This window comes from Psychrobacillus sp. FSL K6-1464 (assembly GCF_038003145.1).
GTDB lineage: Bacteria > Bacillota > Bacilli > Bacillales_A > Planococcaceae > Psychrobacillus > Psychrobacillus psychrotolerans.
In genome coordinates this window covers 3367971-3388714 of the sequence record NZ_JBBOOP010000001.1, presented here as the reverse complement: position 1 = coordinate 3388714, position 20744 = coordinate 3367971, and the positions used below count along the sequence as shown (strand labels likewise).

Genomic DNA, 20744 nt, shown 5'->3' with positions numbered 1-20744 from the left:
TTCTAATTACCGGCGGTGACTCCTGCACAATGAGAACAGCTGCTACTCTTGTTTTGTATGTATTAACCCTAAAATATATTTAAGGTCAACAGCTGGAATTTGCCCTGGAGCAGAAGAAGCTACACCAGAACCAAATGTTGCGGCGGAGCCAAAAACTTCTCCAGCGAGTCGACTAATTACACCAGTAGAAGCCATAGCCATAGTAATAATTGGACGGTTTGCATATAAGGAGTACATTGTGTAGGTTGCATCTAGCAATGTCAGAACATCTGTTGGATTGTTTGGCATTACAGCGATTTTAGGTATATGTGCATCTAACTCTTGCATTCTTTTAAGTCTCCATATGATTTCTTCCTTGGCGGGAGTCTTTTCGAAGTCGTGATTAGACATAATGATGAAAACGTCCGTTCCTTTAGCTGCTTGCATTATTTCCGTCACTTTCGGGGAAAACAACTCCACGTCTATCAAATCAACTTCTTTTGTTTTCATCACTTCTACTAGAAGGGTTTCGTAGTAGGAGTCTTCTATTATTTTATTTCCACCTTCACGATGTGTTCTAAAAGTAAATAGAAGTGGGGTTGGATATAGTACTTCTCGCAATGTGGATAGTGTTTTTTTTACTTTATTAATATCTTCAATTCCCTCTAAAAAGTCCGCTCGCCATTCAATAATTTCGAAGTTAGTTTGAAGGCTTTTTATCTCTAAAAGAAGCTCTTCTATTGTTCTTCCTATCAGGGGAACAAAGACTTTTGGAATACCCATTCCTATATGGATATCTCGAATTGATACAACTTTCATAAAAGTATACCCCTTCCTTAGTGTTTTAAGTTATATTAACATACAAAGATATAGAGGAGGTCAATTATATGAATTTTCAGCATTATGAAAGTGTAGAGAAATTTGCGGGCAAAGTAACCCCTTTTTTGGAAACAAACGAGGATAAGTTCAGCTTATTTCTTGGTGTTTTAAACGGGATAAAAGCTGGTGCATACAATAACCCTTACATGGCAACTATTGAAGAGGAAGGTGAGTTATTAGCAATTTTTCAAATGACCCCTCCCCATCCCCTAAATATTGTATTTGTAGATAAAAAGCATATATCTGCTTGTATTGACTTATGTACCGCAGAATTGATTAAACATTCCATACGAGTAGAATCCATCATCAGTGTAAAGGAATGGGCTATTATGTTTGCGGAAAAGTGGAAAGAAAAAACAGGAGGAACATACTCTTTCATGATGGATCAAGGACTTTATAGACTGGACCAAGTAGAGGAGTCCCTTAAAATGAGTCCAGGATCATGGCGTTACGCAACTCTTAACGATGCACTTCTAATAGAGAAATGGTATAGCCAGTTTGAACGCGATACTGGATTATCAACGACAGCTCCAGTAGAAGTAAAAAAACGTGTGAATAAAATGTTAGAGGGTAATGAAGTCTTTCTTTGGGAAAACCAAGGGGAAGTTGTATCCATGATGAAAAAGGCTAGGCCAACAAAAAAAGGGGTTACGGTTTCACTTGTTTTTACACCAGCAGAAAAACGAGGAAAAGGTTATGGAAGAACTGTGGTTGCGGCAGGGAGTAAAGAGTTATTAAAGGAATTTGAGTTTTGTGTGTTGTATACAGATATGCTCAATCCAACCTCCAATAAAATTTATCAGGAAATTGGGTATAAGAAGCTAGTAGATTCTGTTCATTTAAAGCTGGAAACTATATAATTTTGTCCTTTTATGCCTTATAGTAGTAAACTAAATTTATAGTAGAATCTCTTTTAGTGTAGGAAGTTTACTGGTACATACATAATTTCGAAAATATAAAGGGGTCTTATAAATGGACAAACAGGCAGGTATTGATATAGGTGGAATTAGTTTTAAATGGGATCTGGAAAAAGGGGAGTTTCTATTTGAACAACAGGACGCTGTTCTTTTCTGGGTTTCCTCTGCGATGAAATCCTTCTTCGATACAATTGAAGAGGTTTCTGGGGATGAAGCATCAAACTTAGTTTTTGAAGCTACAGGATTTCGCCAGGGGATAGTGGTGGGAGAGTACTTTCAAAATATGAAAAACGTAAGTGTTACAGAAGCAGTTGGTCTTATTACAAACACATATTCTTCCGCTGGCTGGGGATTAGCTAAAGTAGAAAATCTAAATATCGAAGAAAAGACCTTCACTGCAAAATTTAAAAATAGCTGGGAATACAAAATAAATAAAGCACAAGAAAAGTCGGTGGGAGGAAAATACATGCCTGCTCATTATGCTGGCATATTCTCTGGACTTCTAAATGAAAATATGTGGTATGAGGTAGTAAAAGATCAAATACAAGGTGATGAATTTACAGAAGTAAAGTACTTCCCATCTACTATTACAGTAAATCATAATATTGGTCAGCTTGCTCGAAAAACAGAAATGGATGAGATTCTTCATTTAGAAGCAGTAGTGGAGGATAAAGTAAGGGACTTAACTGAATTAGTACAGGAACTCTCATCACCTATTATTCCCGTGTTGGATGGAATAGTTGTGGTACCTTTGATTGGTAAGTATGATGAAGACCGTTCAGAGGCATTACTAGAGAAAACATTAACTAATTTACCTTCACACAAGGCAAAGTATGTAGTACTTGATTTAACAGGGCTGAATGAAAATATCAGTCAACATACAGCAAGTTTTATCGAAAAAATCGGGTCAGCTTCCACTTTAATAGGTGTGACGACGATACTAGTGGGTATCTCCCCGCAGTTAAGTATTATTATTACTCAGTCAAATGTTCAATTATCTAACTTCGATTGCTTCCAAACATTACAGCACGGTATACACTATGCGTTAGCGCAAATGGGAAGAAAGATAATTTAAACTCTACTGTCATACAAAAAGAGCTAGACAAAGTTTGGGGTAAAGTAAGTACCCTTTTGTCTAGCTCTTCGTATTTCCTTACCATTTTTCGTCTTTATACTTCTGCCTTATTTCTTCTTGAGTTTCTTGGTATTCTTCTTCAATATCGGTTGTCTTGTATATAAAGGGTTCATGGTTGTAATCTGTTCGTTTTCCATAACGAAGCATTTCGTATATGATCATTCCATTGTTTGGCATCCCATTTATAGTTCTCATAGGAATAATATCGAACAAAACATAATAAAACGCATAAAACACAAAGCGATCCCAAAATGTTCGATATTCTTCTAACAGACCGTTTGCCAATAACGCGTTTAGGACTAGAGCTACCGACAGATTCATCAGAATAGGACCTGCGTATATACATATATACGCTAGTTTACTTTCTCTTTTTAGAGCATCGTATGAAAACCAACTAAATAGATGATAATGTTTTCGTACATCAATTATCCAAAATTTGAAAAGTCTTGGTCCAGATCCAATAGTCAATCTGGGGTTCTTTACACCGAAAATCTCACTTACTATTAAATAACCCGTTTCTCGCAAAAATACAACAATAGGCAAGATGATAAAAGCTGAAATTATTAAAGAAAGCAAATCTGAAAAACCAAACATTTTATCGCAACTCTCTTATTATTTGAAGTGTTGTGTATAAAATACCCGATTTATGTCAGTACGAACCTTGTAATAATCTCCAATAAAGCATGCTTATTTAATAGAGTTTAACTTTAAATAATTACGAAGCAAAAATGCAATCCATTTACAATTAGGGTAATCTTGAATATTTTTTAACAGGCCTTCTACTAGGGCGGGACTAAGAGAGGGCTCCAATAAATGCTGTTTTAACAAACTCAGAGACTCTTGTTCAAGTGGTTCTTCCGCTTCATTTAAACTTTGTTCTAGAACTTCTAACAATTGATCGTTTGTAATTTCTGTTTTAGACAACCGTCTGAGCTGAAAAATTTCTTTAGTGACAAATGGAATGGTGACCTCGGATGCAAGTAAATTTGTTTTTTCAACTAAAGATTGTGCAAGTTGTTCCAAATCTACCGGAACATTGTTGAATAATATCAACTCTGAATAGATACTTATAAAACCTTTAATACAATAGACTAAATCATATTTGGTATTTTCGATTCTTTCTCCAAATAACTTTTCTGTCATGGTTAGGATAGTTTTCTCTAATAACTTATCATAATCATGAAACTTTAATACAAGCTCGCTATTAAAAGAATGTGACTGTTCCTTCATTAAAATTTTAGCGAAATTTGAATGTTTTTGGGAGGCTTGAAACATTGTAAAGTAAAAATTATATAATGATAATTCATTATTTTGCATGTTAGTGACCTGGTAGTCAGTATTTGAAATCATTTGACTCATAAATTGATCGATTAATGCTACTATCAATTCGTCTTTAGATTTAAAAGACAAATAAAATGCTCCTTTAGAAATACCGCAACGTTCTGTAATTTGTTGAACAGAGGTTGGTTCGAATCCTTGTTCTGCAAAAAGCTCTAATGCTCTTTCCATAATTAACTGTTTTTTACCCATTTAAAACAATCGCTCCTAGTTCATATTGTTGACAACTGACTAATTAGTCATTATTATAAGTAATTGAGAAATTAAAGTCAATTAGGGGTAGGTGTAAGTGTGAAAGGTTTAGTCAATTTTGTTCTTCAAAATAAATTAGCGGTATGGTTACTTACAATTATTATTACTGTATCGGGTATTTATTCTGGAACACGTATGAACATGGAAACAATTCCGGATATTTCCATTCCGTATTTAATGGTTATGGATGTCTATCCAGGTGCAACACCTGAGCAGGTTATGGAAGACGTATCCATGCCTTTAGAAAAAGCAGTAGAAAACCTAGCAGGTGTAAAATCTGTATATTCAAATTCGAACTCTAATATGGCTAGTATTCAAGTAGAGTACGAGTATGGCGAAGATATGGACGAAGCAAATCGAGCTTTAAAATCTGCATTGGAAGCTGTTAAATTACCAGAAGGTGCACAGGAGCCAATCGTCACTGCTATTAGCTTGAATATGATGCCTGTTGTGGCGTTAAGCGTTAGTAGTAAATCAGAGGACATTGTAGAGTTAACATCTACAGTTTCAGAGCTTTTAGTTCCTAAAATCGAGAAAATCGATGGAGTAGCCTCTGCAACTATTGCAGGTCAGCATATCGAGGAAGTTGAGCTTACCTATAATGAAGCAAAAATGACTGAGTTGGGTTTAAAAACAGACGACGTCAAGCAAATGATTCAAGCAAGTGATTTAGCTGTTTCACTAGGCCTTTATGAATTTGAAGAAGGCGAAGAAGCTATTTCTGTAGATGGTAAATTCATGACTTCAGATGAGTTAAAAGAAATGCTGATTCCAGTAACACCATCAGCAACAAATCCATCTCCATTTGTGAAACTTAGTGATATTGCTACTATTGAAGAAGTAGGAAGAGTTCAATCTGTATCCCGTACAAACGGAGAAGATGCAATTTCTGTTCAGATTGTTAAAGGGCAGGAAGCAAATACAGTTGATGTTGTTAATAGCGTGAAAGAACTGATTAAAGAAGAACAAAAAAATATTGATGGTCTTGTTATTGATATATCGTTAGACCAAGGTGAGCCAATTGAAGAGTCGGTCTTTACAATGATTGAAAAAGCTTTATTTGGTGGATTGATTGCTGTATTAATCATATTACTGTTTTTACGTGATTTTAAATCTACGGTAATTTCAATCATATCTATACCAGTTTCTATATTCATGGCATTACTATTATTGAACTGGATGGATATTACTTTAAATATTATGACCCTCGGGGCTATTACAGTTGCGATAGGACGGGTAATAGATGACTCCATTGTAGTAGTGGAAAATATTTATCGTCGTATTCACTTAAAAGATGAGAAGTTATCAGGTCGTGCACTTGTACGTGAAGCGACTATTGAAATGTTCAAACCAATACTATCTTCTACCTTAGTTACGATTGCAGTATTCGCACCGTTACTATTTGTTGGTGGCATGGTCGGAGAATTGTTCTTACCTTTCGCATTAACGATGTCGTTTGCACTTTTGGCATCCTTACTTGTGGCAATTACAATCGTTCCAGCATTGTCTCACTTCTTATTTAAGAAGAAATTATATGGTGAGAAGAAAGAAAGTAATCATAAAGAGGCTGGTAAGCTAGCAAATGGTTATAAGCGTATATTGGAATGGACGCTAAACCATAAAGTAATTACTTCAATTGTTTCTATCGTTTTACTGGCTGGAAGTATAGCATTAACTCCATTAATCGGTTTTAGCTTCTTAGGAAGTGAAGAAGAAAAGGTTATGTATTTAACGTATACACCAGAAGCTGGTGAATTAAAAGATGATACATTAGCAAACGTTGCTGCAGTAGAAGAAGAGTTATTAAAGCGTAAAGATATCGATATTCTTCAACTGTCTGTAACAGATAGCGATAGTATAGATCCAGCGGCTGCGATGATGGGTGGCGGAGCAGGTGGTGCATTAATGTACCTTATCTTCGATCCAGAAATGGAAGATTTCCCAGGAGCTCGTGAAGAAATTGAAGAATACGTATTTAATCTTGAGCAATCAGGCGAGTGGAAGAGCCAAAACTTCTCCGCTATGTCAATGTCTTCAAATGAAGTTAGCTACACATTCTATAGTGAAGATTTAAACAAATTAGATGAAGCTGTAAAAATGGTAGAAGATGTAATGAGTAAAAATGACGGTTTAGAAGACGTTTCTTCTAGTACTGAAGATGCTTATGTTGAATATACATTCAAAGTAGAGCAGGATGAATTACTACAATATGGCTTAACGACAGGCCAAATTGTCATGATGTTAAGTCCAACAAATACAAAAGATGTATTGACGACTATTGAAAAAGAAGGCAATACATTAGATGTAATAGTTCAACAAGAAAAAGCAGAACAACCAAAGTCTGTAGATGATATTTTAGCTACAGAAATTCCTACAGCATTGGGAACAACAATGCCTCTTTCTGAGCTTGTAACAGTAGAAGAAGGAACAACGCTTAATACGCTTGCACGTAGTAAAGGGGAGTATTATGCAACTGTAGCAGGAACAATCCTTGGAGATGATATCTCAGTCGCAACATCTGAAGTAGATAAAGCAATTGATAAATTAGACTTACCTAAGGGTGTTGAAGTTGGTGTTGCTGGTGTAGCAGCTGACATGGAAGAAACGTTTACACAACTTGGAATTGCAATGCTTGCGGCTATCGCAATTGTTTACTTTATCTTAGTTGTAACATTCCGTGAGGGTGTAGCACCGTTTGCTATCCTATTCTCTTTACCGTTTGCAGTTATCGGATCATTCGTTGGGTTATTGATCGCAGGAGAAACTATTTCTGTATCGGTAATGATGGGTATGCTCATGTTAATAGGAATCGTAGTAACAAATGCAATTGTATTAGTGGACCGAATCATTCATATGGAACGTGATGGTATGAGTATGCGTGATGCAATTCTGGAAGCTGGGGCAACTCGTCTTCGTCCAATTTTAATGACAGCAATCGCAACGATTGGTGCATTAATACCGTTAGCAATAGGTTCAGGTGGCGGTGGATTAATCTCGAAAGGTCTTGGTATTACGGTAATCGGTGGTTTAACAAGTTCAACGTTATTAACATTAATTGTTGTACCAATCGTTTATGAGATTTTATCGAAATTATTCAAGAAAAACCGTAAAGAAGTAGAAGAAAACTAACAAGAAAAGCACAAGCGCCTTTGCAAGCCCCGCAAGTGTGAAGCGACTCGAGGGGCTAGGCGTTGAAGTCTGGACAAATAGAAAAGTTTTATTTCAAAGTCCTTCAAGACATTCGTTGTCTTGAAGGGTTTTTTTCATTAAAAAATTGTCTTTAGCTGGAATGTTGAACAGTTTAGTTGGGGAATTGATCTTGTTCGTTAGAATCGTTTAATACTTCCAATATATAAAAGGAGGAGAATCCATGACGTTAGTCACGAATCTCCTCCTTTTTGTTCATTCAAACACAGGTACTTTCTTCTTCTCAACTATAATTTTTCCGTTATCTGAAGAAAGGCGTACTTTGTTTGCACCTGCACCAAATACAGTGCGAGAATTTTTTTCGCCGAACACACTTATTTTGCCATAATCCACTTTTGTATGAATCGATACATTTGTAGGATCTGTTTCTGTTTCTACTAATATACTTCCGTTATCCGTTTCCAAATCAATCATTCGATCTAAGCTAGTAGTTAATAGCTCGATTCTGCCATTATCTGTTTTTCCTGTAATACTGCCGTTAACATATTGCATCATAATTCTACCGTTATCGGTCTCCGTGTGAACTTGCTCCGCATCAATATTTTGAAGTTCTATTCTGCCGTTATCCGTTTCAGCGGTAAGTTTATCAGCTTGAATTTTCTCCATTTCAATCCGTCCATTGTCCGTTTCTGCTACTAGAATAGTTGCAGCAAATTCTTTCAGTCCAATACTGCCGTTATCTGATGTTATCTTAATATTCTTCCCGAGTATTTTTTCTGCACGAATACGGCCATTATCGGTTTTCATGATTACAGTCGTATACAGTTTTTTAGGTAGAGCAACGTTTACTCTTAGTTCTTTTATTAAGAATATGAAACTAAAAAATTTATACTTTTTAGTTTTTAACCGAATCGATAATGTGTCGTTTACTACTTCAGCTGTCAATTGTAATTTGTCGTTTTCTCCCACTAACTCGATAGTTGCTTCCTCGGTATCTGAAGAGGTCACGTGTAATGAACCGAAGTCGATATCCATCATTACATTCGAGAAATTTGCATGAGGTACTTTAATGATTTTATTGCTCGGTGTAATTTTATCTGGAATTTGAATTTGGTTTTCGGAAAGCTCCTCTGCAATTTCTTTTGGAGATCCTAAAGAAGCTGCGATTTCCCTATCAGATTTTCCATCTTCTCTTCCATTCGAGAAATACTCTTTAATATCAGAAAGAATATCGTTTCTTTCCTCAGCGGGTAAGCTTGTTAATGCAAGTTCTAATTCATATAAAAATTGTTGCTCAGTCATTTTTTACACCCTCTTCAATTAGATTATTTACACCGTTAGTAAAACTTTGCCATTCTATTATTTGTTCATGTAGGTAGGAGCGACCTAAGTCAGTTAGCTTGTAATATTTACGAGGGGGTCCTTCTGTGGACTCTTGTAAATACGTTGTAAAATAGCCTTCCTTCGTCAATCGTCTTAATAATGGGTAGACAGATCCTTCCGATATTGAGATTTGATCGGATATTTTTTGAACTAGCTCATATCCATACCGATCTTGCTTATCCAATAAAACAAGCACACATAAATTTAATACTCCTTTTTTAAATTGAATATTCATCTTTTCTTTCCCCCTGACACTACTAGTTAATGTGCAGTACCTTGGATAGAATATAACATACGGTATTATCTTATGCAAGGTACTAGACTAAATATAGTTATAATTTTATAAATTGTCAGTTATAATAAGTTGAAATGAAAGGAGTTGCATGATGAATCCTTTTACTGAAAAAGCAATTCAAATTATAAAGTCTATCCCGCAAGGAAAGGTAATGACGTATGGCCAGATTGCAAAAGTTGCAGGAAGTCCTAGAGGAGCAAGACAGGTAGTTCGCGTTTTACACTCCATGAGCGCCAATTATAATCTTCCTTGGCATCGTGTTATTAATGCAAAAGGAGAGATTGTGATAGCTGATGAAGAATCGGCATACTCACAAAAAGCCATGTTAAAAGGAGAAGGGGTCAAATTCCTTGCCAATGGACGTGTGGATTTGAAGGAATCACGTTATGATCTTAATGTAGCGGAGGAAGATTGGATATAAGAGAGAGGGGAGTGAATGCTAATGTTTAGTTGGAAAGGTGCGGCTGGTATTTGTGTAAATGAACAGAAGGAAGTGTTGATGGTACTTCAAGCGGCTCCAGGAGAAGAGAAGAAATGGACAGTTCCGTCTGGGACGCTTGAAGAGGATGAAACGATAGAAGAATGCTGTATAAGGGAATTTGTAGAGGAAACGGGATTTGTAGTAAAAACATTGGATAAAATACATAACAAAAATGGTGTTATAAGTGAACATGGGATTTCCTATTCTGTAGAATACTTTTTAGTAGAGATTATAAGTGGAGAAATTACGATTCAGGATCCAGATGAGTTTATTCATGATATTGCTTGGAAGTCACTGGAGGAAATTCAAACCTTGGATTTAGCTTATCCAGAGGATATCCACATAATAGAGAAAGTAATAAAAAACGCGATGGATGAACTTCCAAACTAAATGGAGGTTGGATAGTATTAAAATTGGATTAATAATTATCTGGGCTGTTGTTTTTCTATATTTATTAAATATCCTCGATATAGAGAAAAGTTTGTTCAATTATATCATAGCTTTCTTTTTGTTACTGGTTGGTGTTTATGGTATAGATAAGTTATTCAGAGGATATCCATATTGGTCGAAAAGTAATAAAACGTAGGTGCGAGACAACTACCCATACAAGCCGATTGGTTCAACTAACAAACAGTGGGGATGAATAAACCCCACTGTTTGAAGTTTTACTTTATATAAATTACAATTGCATCTCGTAAAAATTTAGTTGCACCTGGATGTACTTTATCATAATAAGCTGTAAAACGTTCATCTGCGACATACATTTCAGCTAGGCTAGCGTGAGCTTCTTTAGAGTACTGATCCCAGTAAAAGCAAAGCCACTGTTTATGATAATCTGCCGCCTTTTGAGCTAGTTCCCCCGCAGGATCTCCGGTTTTCATAGCAGCTTTTAAGTTGGTAAACAGTTGCTCCTCTAACTTCTGTACTTCTGCATACTGCTCTTCGGTCATATTTTTTACTTTTGCATTAGATGAGCTTACAGCATTTTCTCCGTATTTTTTTCGTATTTCTTTACCGTATTTTTCCTCATTGTCATCGATAAGCTTTTGTTTAAAGCCTTCAAATTTTTCTTTATCTGTCATGTTTGCCTTCCTTTCCGTATGTTCAATCGATTTATCCACATTGTTGATAAGTGTGTCTAATTTTGCTCTTTTTTCTAGTAATTTCTCCCGATGTTGTTTAAGTGCAGTAGTTCCATCGAATGTAGGGGAAGTTAGGATTGCTTTAATAGTATCTAAACTTACATCAAGTTCGCGATAAAACAGAATTTGCTGCAGACGATTTACTTCAGTAGCCCCGTATATACGGTAGCCGGATGAATTGATGCGTGCGGGTTTAAGCAGACCAATTTCATCATAATACCGAAGTGTCCTAGTACTAATACCAGCAAGCTGCCCAAGCGTTTGTACTGTGTATTCCACTTCATTACCTCCTCATACATTTAGCTTAAACCTTGACGTTGCGTGAAGGTCAAGCGATATTTGTTCAACTATTTTACTTTGAGTATAATAAAACAATAAGTAAGGGGGAAATTTCATGACAACGATAGGGTTTGTAAGACATGGAGTTACAGCTTGGAACAAAGAAGGTAGAGCGCAGGGAAACACAGATATACCGTTAGATGAGGAAGGAATACATATGGCGGAGCGCGCAGCAACAAGAATACAGAACGAGGAGTGGGACGTTATATATACAAGTCCGCTCATCCGTGCGAAAAAAACAGCTGAAATTATTGCGCAGAAATATCCAAGAGTCGACTTTTACGAAGATAAACGCTTAGGGGAAATTGGCGGAGGTATTATAGAAGGTACGACTGAAGAGGAACGGATTGCAAAGTGGGGACCGGCCTGGAGGGATTTAGAACTGGGATTTGAAGCGGAAGATGTAATTATATCTCGTGGAATGTCCTTTATAGAAGAAATAAAGAAAAAACATTTAGGTCAAAGAGTACTTGTAGTTAGTCATGGAGGCTTTATCAGTAGATTATTATACGCTTTAGTTCCAGATGGTGAATTTTCTCCGGATATCGGTAACACTGCCATTACAATTGTAGAGCTCAAGGATGACGAAAATGTTTGTCATTTATACAATTGTATGAAGCATTTAGAGGTGAAGGGAGTACGATAATAGGAAACGCCCTTAAGTACTTACTACTGAAGGGCGTTTTAGGTTATTTATTTGTCTTTTTCTAATTGTTCAATTGGGTCAGGATTCTTATTAGCAGAAAGGTTAGTTAAGTCGACTAGCTCTATAACAGAATTACCTTCATCTGTTTCTGCTGGTCCGCAAATACCCGTTTCTATATCACATATCATAGCATCTTTAATGGACATAACTATTCCTCTTTTCTAGTTTTAGTATTTATCTAGTACTATATTGGAGAAATACAAATATATCAAACATAATGCAGTTAAATTAACGATATATTGGTTAGGCTTATGGAAGTAGAGATTACATCATCATTTGTTTGGAGGTTTTTATGATGACGAAGAAAGTGTTAATACTTCTTCTGTTCTTTTTGGTAATTGCCGTATTTGTAATGCTTAAAGAATCTAAGGAGGAGAACAAAATTCAAGAGGACGTGTCATTGGAGGTGTCTTCGGATACGGTATCCATTGTCTCCCTATTGTTCGAACTAGCGGAGAAAGGGCAAACGATTAATACGCCTTTTATCATAGGAGAAACCAACATTCAAAAAGTGCGTGAACTCTGGGGAGCCCCAGAGCGAAAAGGTAAGAATGGTAGTGCTATTTATGAAGAATTTTTGTTAAACGATGTAACGGTTGGTCATCAATCCGAGATCGTGTTTGATATACGGTCTAGTTCCACCGAGATCCAACAAATACATCTGGAAGATATTATAGCTATAAAAGGTGAGCCTGACGATATTAGAAGCTATAAAGACGATCAAGTAGATCAAACGATACTTATATATAACGTCACTGAAGACTTTCAAATGAAATGGATATTGCCGAAGCCATCGAAAGAAAATCCTAATCCAACTGTTCATCACATTTCCGTATTCACGGAAGTGAAAGAAGGTAAAGAAGTCTCTTTATCCGATTTAAGTCTAGAAGAAAAAGTGGGTCAAATGATATTTGCAGGTATAAAAGGGAAAGTCATGACCAATGAAACAGAGAAAATTATATCTACACATCAAGTCGGCGGTATTATTTTGTTCAAAGACAATTTAAAGAAAGCCAATCAATCAGTTACTTTACTAAACGCCATCAAACAAGAAAACTCTAATAATAAAGTGCCATTATTTTTAGGGATTGATGAAGAAGGTGGGAGAATATCGAGGCTGCCAGAGTTAACTAAACTACCAACAAACGAAGAAATTGGATTTCGAAATGACGCATCATTTTCTTATAGCATCGGAAAGCTTTTGGGGAAACAATTAAGTGCATTTGGCTTTAACTTAGATTTTGCACCTGTTCTTGATATAAATAGCAATCCAGAAAACCCTATAATTGGAGACCGTTCCTTTGGCAAAGATGCTCAGAAGGTAAGTGAACTAGGTATACAAACGATGGAAGGTATTCAGAGTGAGCAAGTTATTCCTGTTATAAAGCATTTCCCAGGACATGGGGATACTGCAGTAGATTCTCACAAAGAGCTGCCAATCATTCAAAAGAGTTTAAATGATTTACAGGGCTTAGAGTTAATACCTTTTAAAAAAGCTATAAATCAAGGGACAGAAGTTGTAATGACAGGTCATATTTTGCTACCTAAAATTGACCCTACATATCCGGCATCTTTATCTGAGAAGATTATTAAGGGTATTTTGAGGAAACAATTAGGTTACGAGGGGATTATTATCACAGATGATATGACGATGAAAGCAATCGTAAATACATTTGAGATAGGAGAAGCAGTAGTATCCGCAGTTAAAGCTGGAAATGACATTGTGTTAGTAGCCCATGACTATGCAAATGTTATTAAAGCGAAAGATGCAATTCTCCAAGCGGTAAAAACAGGAGAAATTTCCGAACAAAGAATTGATGAAAGTGTGAACAGAATTCTTTCTATAAAAAAGAAATATAATTTGAGTAATACACAACTAGATGGGGTAAACATTCAAGAGTTGAACCAATCGATTAATGAGATACTAGGGAGATGACTTTATGAAGACTACTAATTCAAACATTGCTTATATAGAAGAAGGTCAAGGAGAAGTATTACTATTTATCCATGGGTTTTGTGGAAGCTCTGAATATTGGAATGAAGTAATCCACGAACTTTCTGCTGATTATAGAGTAATTGCAATTGACCTTCCTGGTCATGGAGAATCGAAGAATCATGATGGTGTGCTAGATATTGACCAATATGCATCCGTTATAAAGAGTTTCTTAGAAGAACTGAAAATAGAGAAGGTGACGATGCTTGGCCATTCACTCGGAGGTTATATTACACTGGCATTCGCAGAAAGCTATAGTCAATATTTAAACGGCTTTTCATTGATTCATTCCACAGGTTTTCCGGATTCGGAAGAAGCGAAGAAAGGGAGAACTGCTTCAGCAGGTAAAATAGACAAAGATGGTATCGATCCTTTCATAGATGGTCTGGTTCCGAAGCTGTTTGCCCCAGAAAATGTAGAAACTCATAGACAGTCTCTTACAAAGGTGAAGAAGATTGGCTACGAAACTAGTCCAGAAGGGGCAAAAGACGCACTTAACGCGATGAAAGTAAGGAAGGATCGTACTGAAGTTTTGGCGAATACTAAGTTACCCGTACTATTAATAGCTGGTGAAAGTGATCAACTTATTCCTGCTGACAAGACATTTACAGCAAGTGGCGAAAACTTCAAACATGTAGTTATAAAGGGTGCAGGTCATATGAGTATGTATGAGGCACCAAAAAAGTTGAGTAGTGCCATTCTAAGTTATTTAAATCAAGCGTAATAAAGAGAAACGACAACAAGTGATTATGTCACTTGTTGTCGTTTCTTTTAAAACATTTACTAATGACGTATGAAGATTATTTTATATGCCATTATCTTTTAAGCTAATATACAACGAGCCATTTGTTTGTAACTGTGCATAAAACACGTCACTTACCGAGTCAACCCCATGCTTTTTCAGTTTCTTCATAACCCACTCTTCGGTTAAATCTAATTCTTGTAGATTCTTTTGTACAATTTTGCCGTCCGCTATAATTTCAGAGGGTATGAATAAAGGAAGAGTAAGAGGTACTTTTACATCCTGCTTGGTTGCTCCCTGCTGACCAACCTTTTTCATGACGCTAAGTTGACCGTTTGTTTCAAGGACAGCATAATGTACATCTTGGATAGAAAAAATAGATTGCTCTCTTAGCAGCATTAGTAAATCGTCCATATGTAAACGTGCTGAGTTTAAAGACTTCACACTGATTTCACCATCTTTTATGATAATGGTAGGTTCATCATCGATCATTGTTCGAACTTTAGGGATTTTCAATGATACATAACTCATTAACCAAGTAAGTAATGTCCACCAAATAAGCGAAATCAACCCATCAAGAAAAGGTGTTTCATGTTGAGAGGCAATTTCTGCAGCAATAGAACCAACTGTTATACCGGTGATATAGTGGAAAAATGTGAGTTGACTCAGTTGTTTCTTTCCTAATATTCTTGCTAATATCAGCAAAGCAATAAAGGAAAGAGTGGATCTCAAAATCATTTCCCAAAAGTTCATCTCGAAAAAGGTATCCATATTTTCTCTTTAACCTCATTTCATGTTCAACTTAGAACTTAGTGTTTCCATGAATTAAGTCGTTATTCCAATCATTATTAATTAATTTGTCAAATTTACGCTATAATAACTTTATTCGTTAATATGAAGAAAGAATGTGAGTGTATGGCTAAAGAGAAACATAAAATGGGCAATCCAGTTTATCCTATAATGTTCGCAATAGGTGTGTGTCATCTATTTAATGATACGTTGCAGGCAGTAATTCCTGCGATGTTTCCTGTATTGGAATTAGAATTAGGGCTTACATTTACCCAATTAGGGCTCATTTCATTCGCATTAAATATTGTTGCCTCGCTCCTCCAACCGGTTGTAGGGTACATAAGTGATAAAAAACCGATGCCTTATGCATTGCCACTTGGAATGATGAGCTCCTTTGTTGGAATGGCAGGATTAGCACTAGCACCACAATATTGGATGATTCTCGTATCGGTCATATTTTTGGGGTTGGGTTCAGCAGTATTTCACCCAGAAGGTTCGCGGGTGTCCTTTATGGCAGCGGGTTCAAAGCGAGGTCTCTCACAATCGATTTATCAAGTGGGGGGGAATTCTGGACAAGCTCTTGCGCCACTTATTAGTGCTTTTATATTAGTACCTTTAGGTCAAAAAGGAGCAGCACTTTTTTTGGTAGTTGCGGCAGTAGGGATATTTCTTTTGTCGAAGATTTCTGCTTGGTATAAAAAACAGTTGGAGGCAGAGAAACTTTCCAACCGAAAGAGAACGCTTCTTTCTTCACTCCCTGCACTAACTAAAAAACAAATTGGTGTGGCTTTGGCGCTTCTTATGGTAATAATTTTTGCGCGATCATTTTATGTGACCAATATGACCAACTTTTATATTTTCCATTTGATGAAGAACTATGGCATGACCATTAAAGAAGGGCAGTTAATTATCTTTGTTTTCCTTGCATTAGGAGCTGTTGGGACATTATTTGGTGGACCAATGGCAGATCGGATGGGTAGACGCAATGTCATTATATTGTCGATGGCCGTCCCTATTCCATTATGTTTACTACTGCCTTATGTACCTGTTTGGGCAATTATATTCTTACTTATTGCGATTGGATTTTTCATCATGCTAAGCTTCTCTGTTACTGTAGTCTACGCACAGGAGCTAGTGCCGAGTAAAATAGGTACGATGGCTGGTTTAACTGTAGGCCTGGCATTTGGTATGGGAGCAATAGGAGCAGTAGTAATTGGTATATTGATGGATTATATAGGCGTTTATACGACGATGATTGTCGTATCTACATTGCCCATAATAGGATTAGTGGCTTTGGCGTTACCGAAGGACCGAAAAATAACGATGTCCAGTTAAAGTGCTTTCTAACAACAATAAAAAGGAAACTCTAAGAGTTTCCTTTTTATCTTGCTTTTAAGCTGCAACTGTCTGGAACTTGAGTTGGGTCAGTAACAAGATTTTCTTGTATATGAACTTGATGCATTTTGTTATTATGCATAAATTTGAAAATGCCATTATCAAAATCAGTTCCAATTTCTTTGAAGAAAATTCCTTCTTGGCACATATTCTTCGCACAAGTGAAAGAAACTTTGTAAGACTCTCCGTCTGTAACCAAATAAGCACGGACTCCTTTTTCGAAGATGCCATCTTCTTCATCTTTAATGTAGCGAGCCACTGAAACCACATGGAAATCAACAAAAGGAATTTCTTTTAATAAGACATTCATGAAGGATCCCTTTGTTATTTCTTCCCATCTACTTTGTGCAGTTTGTCCTATTATAATTTGAGTTATATTTAATCCATGAGCAACTTCTTGAATAACTTTTGGTGAAGGACGTTTCTCGTTGTCACGAATGATAAATTCTTCCACTTCTAACTCTTCAGCTAAAGCTTTCCAATGTTCAATATACCCGGATTTCTCAGCATTGAATGCATCATATGGAAGTGGATCAACTGTTAGAATATAGAGTGGACAATCTAACATACTTGCCATCTTATGTCCTCTTCTAATAAGTCGTTCTCCATTTGGTCCGTAGTATACGCAGACAAGTATACTCTCATCCATTCGACCTTTTACGCGTTTCACGGTTGTACACACCTCTTTTTTGTATTCCTATATATATTTTTCGAGTAATTTTATCGGGTTAGATTATATGCTTCAAAACACTAAAAGTGCGTTGTACGTTACATTCATGTATAATTATTAAGTGCATGTATAGTAACATAACTACTTCAATTCTATACATAATATGCTTCAAGTATTTTTACAAGCAAGTTAAATATCCTAAATACTAATGTATTTTGAAGGGTCTCATATGGAATCCTATTATGCTACTAGTTGTTAGGATAGTCAAGCTTATAGTTAAAAGTATTTTCCCCCCACACTCAATCCTAATTCTTGCTTAACCAATAGGAGGTTAAAATTTGTTTTCTATAAATTTAGTAATATTAATCCCATTTATCGTGGCCGCGCTTCTACCTTTTACATACAGGCGATTTAAAAAGGCTCACCTTGGATGGTTTGTGTTAATTGTACCTTTTGTTTTATTCGTCATACTTGCTAGGCTAATTCCCTCGGTAGCAAGTGGTAAAACTTATGTCCATACATATGAATGGATTCCCACATTAGATTTCAACTTCACGACGTATTTAGATGGATTAAGTATGATTTTCGCTCTATTAATTACGGGTGTTGGAAGTTTAGTTATTTTATATTCCATTTTTTATCTTTCATCTAAAGAATCCTTACAACACTTTTATTGTTATTTATTATTATTTATGGGAGCCATGCTTGGAGTTGTCTTTTCTGATAACTTAATGGTGTTATATGTTTTTTGGGAATTAACAAGTGTTTCCTCATTCCTGTTAATCGCTTTTTGGAATCATCGACAAGCATCGAGATACGGTGCACAAAAAGCAATGTTAATCACAGTAAGCGGTGGAATTGCTATGTTAGTTGGATTTATCATGCTACATACAATGACTGGTTCTTTCAGTATTCGAGAAATAATTTCAAGTATAAGTGAGTTTAGTGACCACTCTTTGTTCATACCTGCGATGATTTTAATATTGCTAGGAGCTTTTACGAAATCAGCACAATTTCCTTTCCATATTTGGTTGCCGGATGCCATGGAGGCGCCAACACCCGTTAGTGCTTACTTACACTCGGCTACGATGGTTAAGGCAGGTATATATTTGGTGGCTCGTTTCACACCAGTTTTTGGAGCTGATGAGGTTTGGTTTTGGGTAGTGAGTATAGTCGGGATGATTACTCTATTTTGGGGTTCTTTTAATGCAGTGAAACAAACTGATCTGAAAGCATTACTAGCTTTTTCTACTATTAGTCAGCTAGGACTCATCATGAGTTTGCTTGGTTTAGGTTCAATAGCATTGCAGTTTGGCTATTCGGCGGATTCAGTACTGTACACGCAAGCAACATTTGCTGCTTTATTTCACTTGATAAATCACTCAACCTTTAAGGGTGCATTGTTCATGGTAGTAGGAATTCTCGATCACGAGTTAGGAACAAGGGACGTTCGAAGACTTGGTGGATTAATGACATTAATGCCTTTTACATTTACGGTAGCATTAATAGGAAGTTTGTCGATGGCTGGTTTACCGCCATTTAACGGATTCCTAAGTAAGGAAATGTTCTTTGCGGCAACTGTTCATATTATGAATGTAGATATCTTTGATCTATCATCTTTTGGAATTATATTCCCTGTTGTAGCTTGGATTGCTAGTGTGTTTACATTTGTATATTGTATGATAATTATTTTTAAAGCATTTCTTGGGAAACCTCAGCCAGAGAAACTGGACAAACCTATTCACGAAGCTCCAATTGGAATGTTAATATCTCCAATGATTCTTGCCGCTTTAGTTATTGGTATATTCCTTTTTCCAAATCTATTAGGTCAATATATATTGCAACCTGCGATGAGTAGTATTTATCCTACTTTTGGAGATTCAGCAGATTTAACTCCAAAAATATCGGCTTGGCATGGAGTAAATCCTGAATTACTCATGACTATTGGAGTTATTATAGTAGGTGCAATTCTCTTTAAATTTCTTAAATTGTGGAAACCAATCTATGGATTGTTTTCTTCGCGATTTACATTTAATGCACTTTATAGTAACTTTTTGGCTTCTGCAGTGAGCAAATCTAATCTCATTACTAATCGATATATGAACGGATTATTACGACATTATTTACTATATATATTCGTATTCTTTATAGTGACCGTAGGTGGTTACTTGTTTTATTCAAAAGCGTTTGCATTTGATATTTCAACAAATGCAGGGTTTAGAGTGTATGAAGTGTGCTTAGTGGCTATTATGGCGGTTGCTGCAGTATCAATGCTATTTGCAAAATCACGTATGACAGCGACCTTATTGAATGGAGTATTAGGATACTCTATCGCTATCTTTTTTGTTATTTTCCGAGCACCAGATTTAGCTTTAACTCAGTTAGTCGTAGAATCTGTAACTACTGCCTTATTCCTATTAGCTTTTTCTCACTTGCCAGATTGGAAGAAGGAAAAGCTTTCCAAACGTACAAAAGGGATCAATGGAATAATATCTGTGGCAGTGGGCTTAGTAGTTGTTTTAGTAGGATTGTCAGTTGTAGATTTCAATCAATTTGATCCAATTTCAAGTTACTTTGAGAATGCTTATGAACTAGCTGGAGGAGCCAATATTGTAAATGCTATATTGGGAGATTTCCGTGGCTTTGATACGATGCTTGAGGTGGTAGTCCTATTTATAGCAGGTTTAGGTGTGTACTCCATGATAAAGCTTAGAGCAAAAAAGGAGGATGAAAACATTGAAGATCAATGATGTCATACTCCGGACAATTAGTAGGATTGTTGTATTTATCATTTTGACATTTGGTGTGTATTTATTTCTTTCAGGTCATAATACACCCGGTGGCGGATTTATAGGTGGACTAGTGTTAGCAAGTGCCATTGTACTCCTATACTTGTCTACAGATATTGAAACGGTACAGAAGAGTCTTCCGTTAGATTTTAAATATGTTGCAGCAGTTGGTGTATTACTCGCAACAGCCACAGGCTTTGGGTCTATATTATTTGGAGTTCCATTTATGTCCCAAACGTTTGCCTATTTTGATTTACCGATTTTCGGTGTAACAGAACTGACAACGGTGACCATATTTGAAGCAGGTGTAGCTTTAACGGTTGTCGGTGTATTAGTAACGATTATTTTAAGCATAAGTGAGGATGGTGGATAA

At 36.3% G+C, this 20744-nt stretch carries 20 protein-coding genes; 11 read left to right on the top strand and 9 right to left on the bottom strand.

Annotation, left to right across the window (positions count from 1 at the left end):
- Positions 1-42: 42 nt before the first annotated feature.
- Positions 43-798 (bottom strand): type I 3-dehydroquinate dehydratase, encoded by a 756-nt coding sequence (gene aroD, locus MKX39_RS17195; RefSeq protein WP_340770680.1) that lies wholly within the window; start codon positions 796-798, stop codon positions 43-45.
- 68 nt (positions 799-866) lie between these two features.
- On the opposite strand from aroD, the gene MKX39_RS17190 reads away from it, so the two are divergent.
- On the top strand, positions 867-1718 hold the full coding sequence (locus MKX39_RS17190) for a GNAT family N-acetyltransferase (protein ID WP_340770678.1): 852 nt from the start codon (positions 867-869) through the stop codon (positions 1716-1718).
- 112 nt (positions 1719-1830) lie between these two features.
- Positions 1831-2850 carry an STAS domain-containing protein gene (locus MKX39_RS17185; protein ID WP_340770676.1) on the top strand — a complete coding sequence of 340 codons (1020 nt, stop codon included), beginning with the start codon at positions 1831-1833 and terminating at the stop codon, positions 2848-2850.
- A 78-nt stretch (positions 2851-2928) separates the two neighbouring features.
- Here MKX39_RS17185 and MKX39_RS17180 read toward each other — a convergent pair whose 3' ends face one another.
- Both MKX39_RS17180 and MKX39_RS17175 read right to left on the bottom strand, forming a co-directional pair.
- Positions 2929-3504 carry a hypothetical protein gene (locus MKX39_RS17180; protein WP_340763841.1) on the bottom strand — a complete coding sequence of 192 codons (576 nt, stop codon included), beginning with the start codon at positions 3502-3504 and terminating at the stop codon, positions 2929-2931.
- Positions 3505-3597: 93 nt separating this feature from the next.
- Positions 3598-4440: a TetR/AcrR family transcriptional regulator gene (locus MKX39_RS17175; RefSeq protein ID WP_340763839.1), complete on the bottom strand. Its 843-nt coding sequence runs from the start codon at positions 4438-4440 to the stop codon at positions 3598-3600.
- A 99-nt stretch (positions 4441-4539) separates the two neighbouring features.
- On the opposite strand from MKX39_RS17175, the gene MKX39_RS17170 reads away from it, so the two are divergent.
- Positions 4540-7629, top strand: coding sequence for an efflux RND transporter permease subunit (locus MKX39_RS17170; RefSeq protein ID WP_340763837.1), 3090 nt, complete (start codon positions 4540-4542; stop codon positions 7627-7629).
- 273 nt (positions 7630-7902) lie between these two features.
- On the opposite strand, the gene MKX39_RS17165 is transcribed toward MKX39_RS17170, so the two are convergent.
- Complete coding sequence (locus tag MKX39_RS17165; RefSeq protein WP_340770674.1) at positions 7903-8949, bottom strand: DUF4097 family beta strand repeat-containing protein; 1047 nt, start codon at positions 8947-8949, stop codon at positions 7903-7905.
- Positions 8942-9265, bottom strand: a complete 324-nt coding sequence (locus MKX39_RS17160) for a PadR family transcriptional regulator (protein WP_093537455.1) — start codon at positions 9263-9265, stop codon at positions 8942-8944. The genes MKX39_RS17165 and MKX39_RS17160 overlap by 8 nt, the downstream gene beginning before the upstream one ends.
- A gap of 151 nt (positions 9266-9416) precedes the next feature.
- Between MKX39_RS17160 and MKX39_RS17155 the strand changes: the two genes are divergently transcribed.
- Positions 9417-9746: an MGMT family protein gene (locus MKX39_RS17155; RefSeq protein WP_340771504.1), complete on the top strand. Its 330-nt coding sequence runs from the start codon at positions 9417-9419 to the stop codon at positions 9744-9746.
- 21 nt (positions 9747-9767) lie between these two features.
- The gene (locus MKX39_RS17150; protein WP_340770672.1) at positions 9768-10196 is read left to right on the top strand and encodes an NUDIX hydrolase; all 429 of its coding nucleotides are present in this window, start codon (positions 9768-9770) and stop codon (positions 10194-10196) included.
- 275 nt (positions 10197-10471) lie between these two features.
- Here MKX39_RS17150 and MKX39_RS17145 read toward each other — a convergent pair whose 3' ends face one another.
- Positions 10472-11227 (bottom strand): MerR family transcriptional regulator, encoded by a 756-nt coding sequence (locus MKX39_RS17145; protein ID WP_340770669.1) that lies wholly within the window; start codon positions 11225-11227, stop codon positions 10472-10474.
- Positions 11228-11342: 115 nt separating this feature from the next.
- On the opposite strand from MKX39_RS17145, the gene MKX39_RS17140 reads away from it, so the two are divergent.
- Complete coding sequence (locus MKX39_RS17140) at positions 11343-11933, top strand: histidine phosphatase family protein (protein ID WP_340770668.1); 591 nt, start codon at positions 11343-11345, stop codon at positions 11931-11933.
- A gap of 47 nt (positions 11934-11980) precedes the next feature.
- Here the strand turns inward: MKX39_RS17140 and MKX39_RS17135 are convergent, their stop codons facing one another.
- Complete coding sequence (locus MKX39_RS17135) at positions 11981-12139, bottom strand: hypothetical protein (protein ID WP_340770667.1); 159 nt, start codon at positions 12137-12139, stop codon at positions 11981-11983.
- Between the two features lie 146 nt (positions 12140-12285).
- Here MKX39_RS17135 and nagZ point away from each other — a divergent pair, with 146 nt between their 5' ends.
- Positions 12286-13929: a beta-N-acetylhexosaminidase gene (nagZ, locus tag MKX39_RS17130; protein WP_340770666.1), complete on the top strand. Its 1644-nt coding sequence runs from the start codon at positions 12286-12288 to the stop codon at positions 13927-13929.
- Positions 13930-13933: 4 nt separating this feature from the next.
- Positions 13934-14710, top strand: coding sequence for an alpha/beta fold hydrolase (locus MKX39_RS17125; protein WP_340770665.1), 777 nt, complete (start codon positions 13934-13936; stop codon positions 14708-14710).
- Positions 14711-14791: 81 nt separating this feature from the next.
- Here the strand turns inward: MKX39_RS17125 and MKX39_RS17120 are convergent, their stop codons facing one another.
- A complete protein-coding gene (locus tag MKX39_RS17120) occupies positions 14792-15499 on the bottom strand; it encodes a YetF domain-containing protein (protein ID WP_093537461.1) in 708 nt (235 codons plus the stop codon).
- Positions 15500-15643: 144 nt separating this feature from the next.
- On the opposite strand from MKX39_RS17120, the gene MKX39_RS17115 reads away from it, so the two are divergent.
- Positions 15644-16852: an MFS transporter gene (locus MKX39_RS17115; protein WP_340770663.1), complete on the top strand. Its 1209-nt coding sequence runs from the start codon at positions 15644-15646 to the stop codon at positions 16850-16852.
- A 46-nt stretch (positions 16853-16898) separates the two neighbouring features.
- Here MKX39_RS17115 and MKX39_RS17110 read toward each other — a convergent pair whose 3' ends face one another.
- Complete coding sequence (locus tag MKX39_RS17110; RefSeq protein WP_093537463.1) at positions 16899-17582, bottom strand: histidine kinase; 684 nt, start codon at positions 17580-17582, stop codon at positions 16899-16901.
- A gap of 338 nt (positions 17583-17920) precedes the next feature.
- Between MKX39_RS17110 and MKX39_RS17105 the strand changes: the two genes are divergently transcribed.
- On the top strand, positions 17921-20332 hold the full coding sequence (locus MKX39_RS17105) for a Na+/H+ antiporter subunit A (RefSeq protein ID WP_340770661.1): 2412 nt from the start codon (positions 17921-17923) through the stop codon (positions 20330-20332).
- Complete coding sequence (locus MKX39_RS17100) at positions 20319-20744, top strand: Na(+)/H(+) antiporter subunit B (protein ID WP_093537465.1); 426 nt, start codon at positions 20319-20321, stop codon at positions 20742-20744. The genes MKX39_RS17105 and MKX39_RS17100 overlap by 14 nt, the downstream gene beginning before the upstream one ends.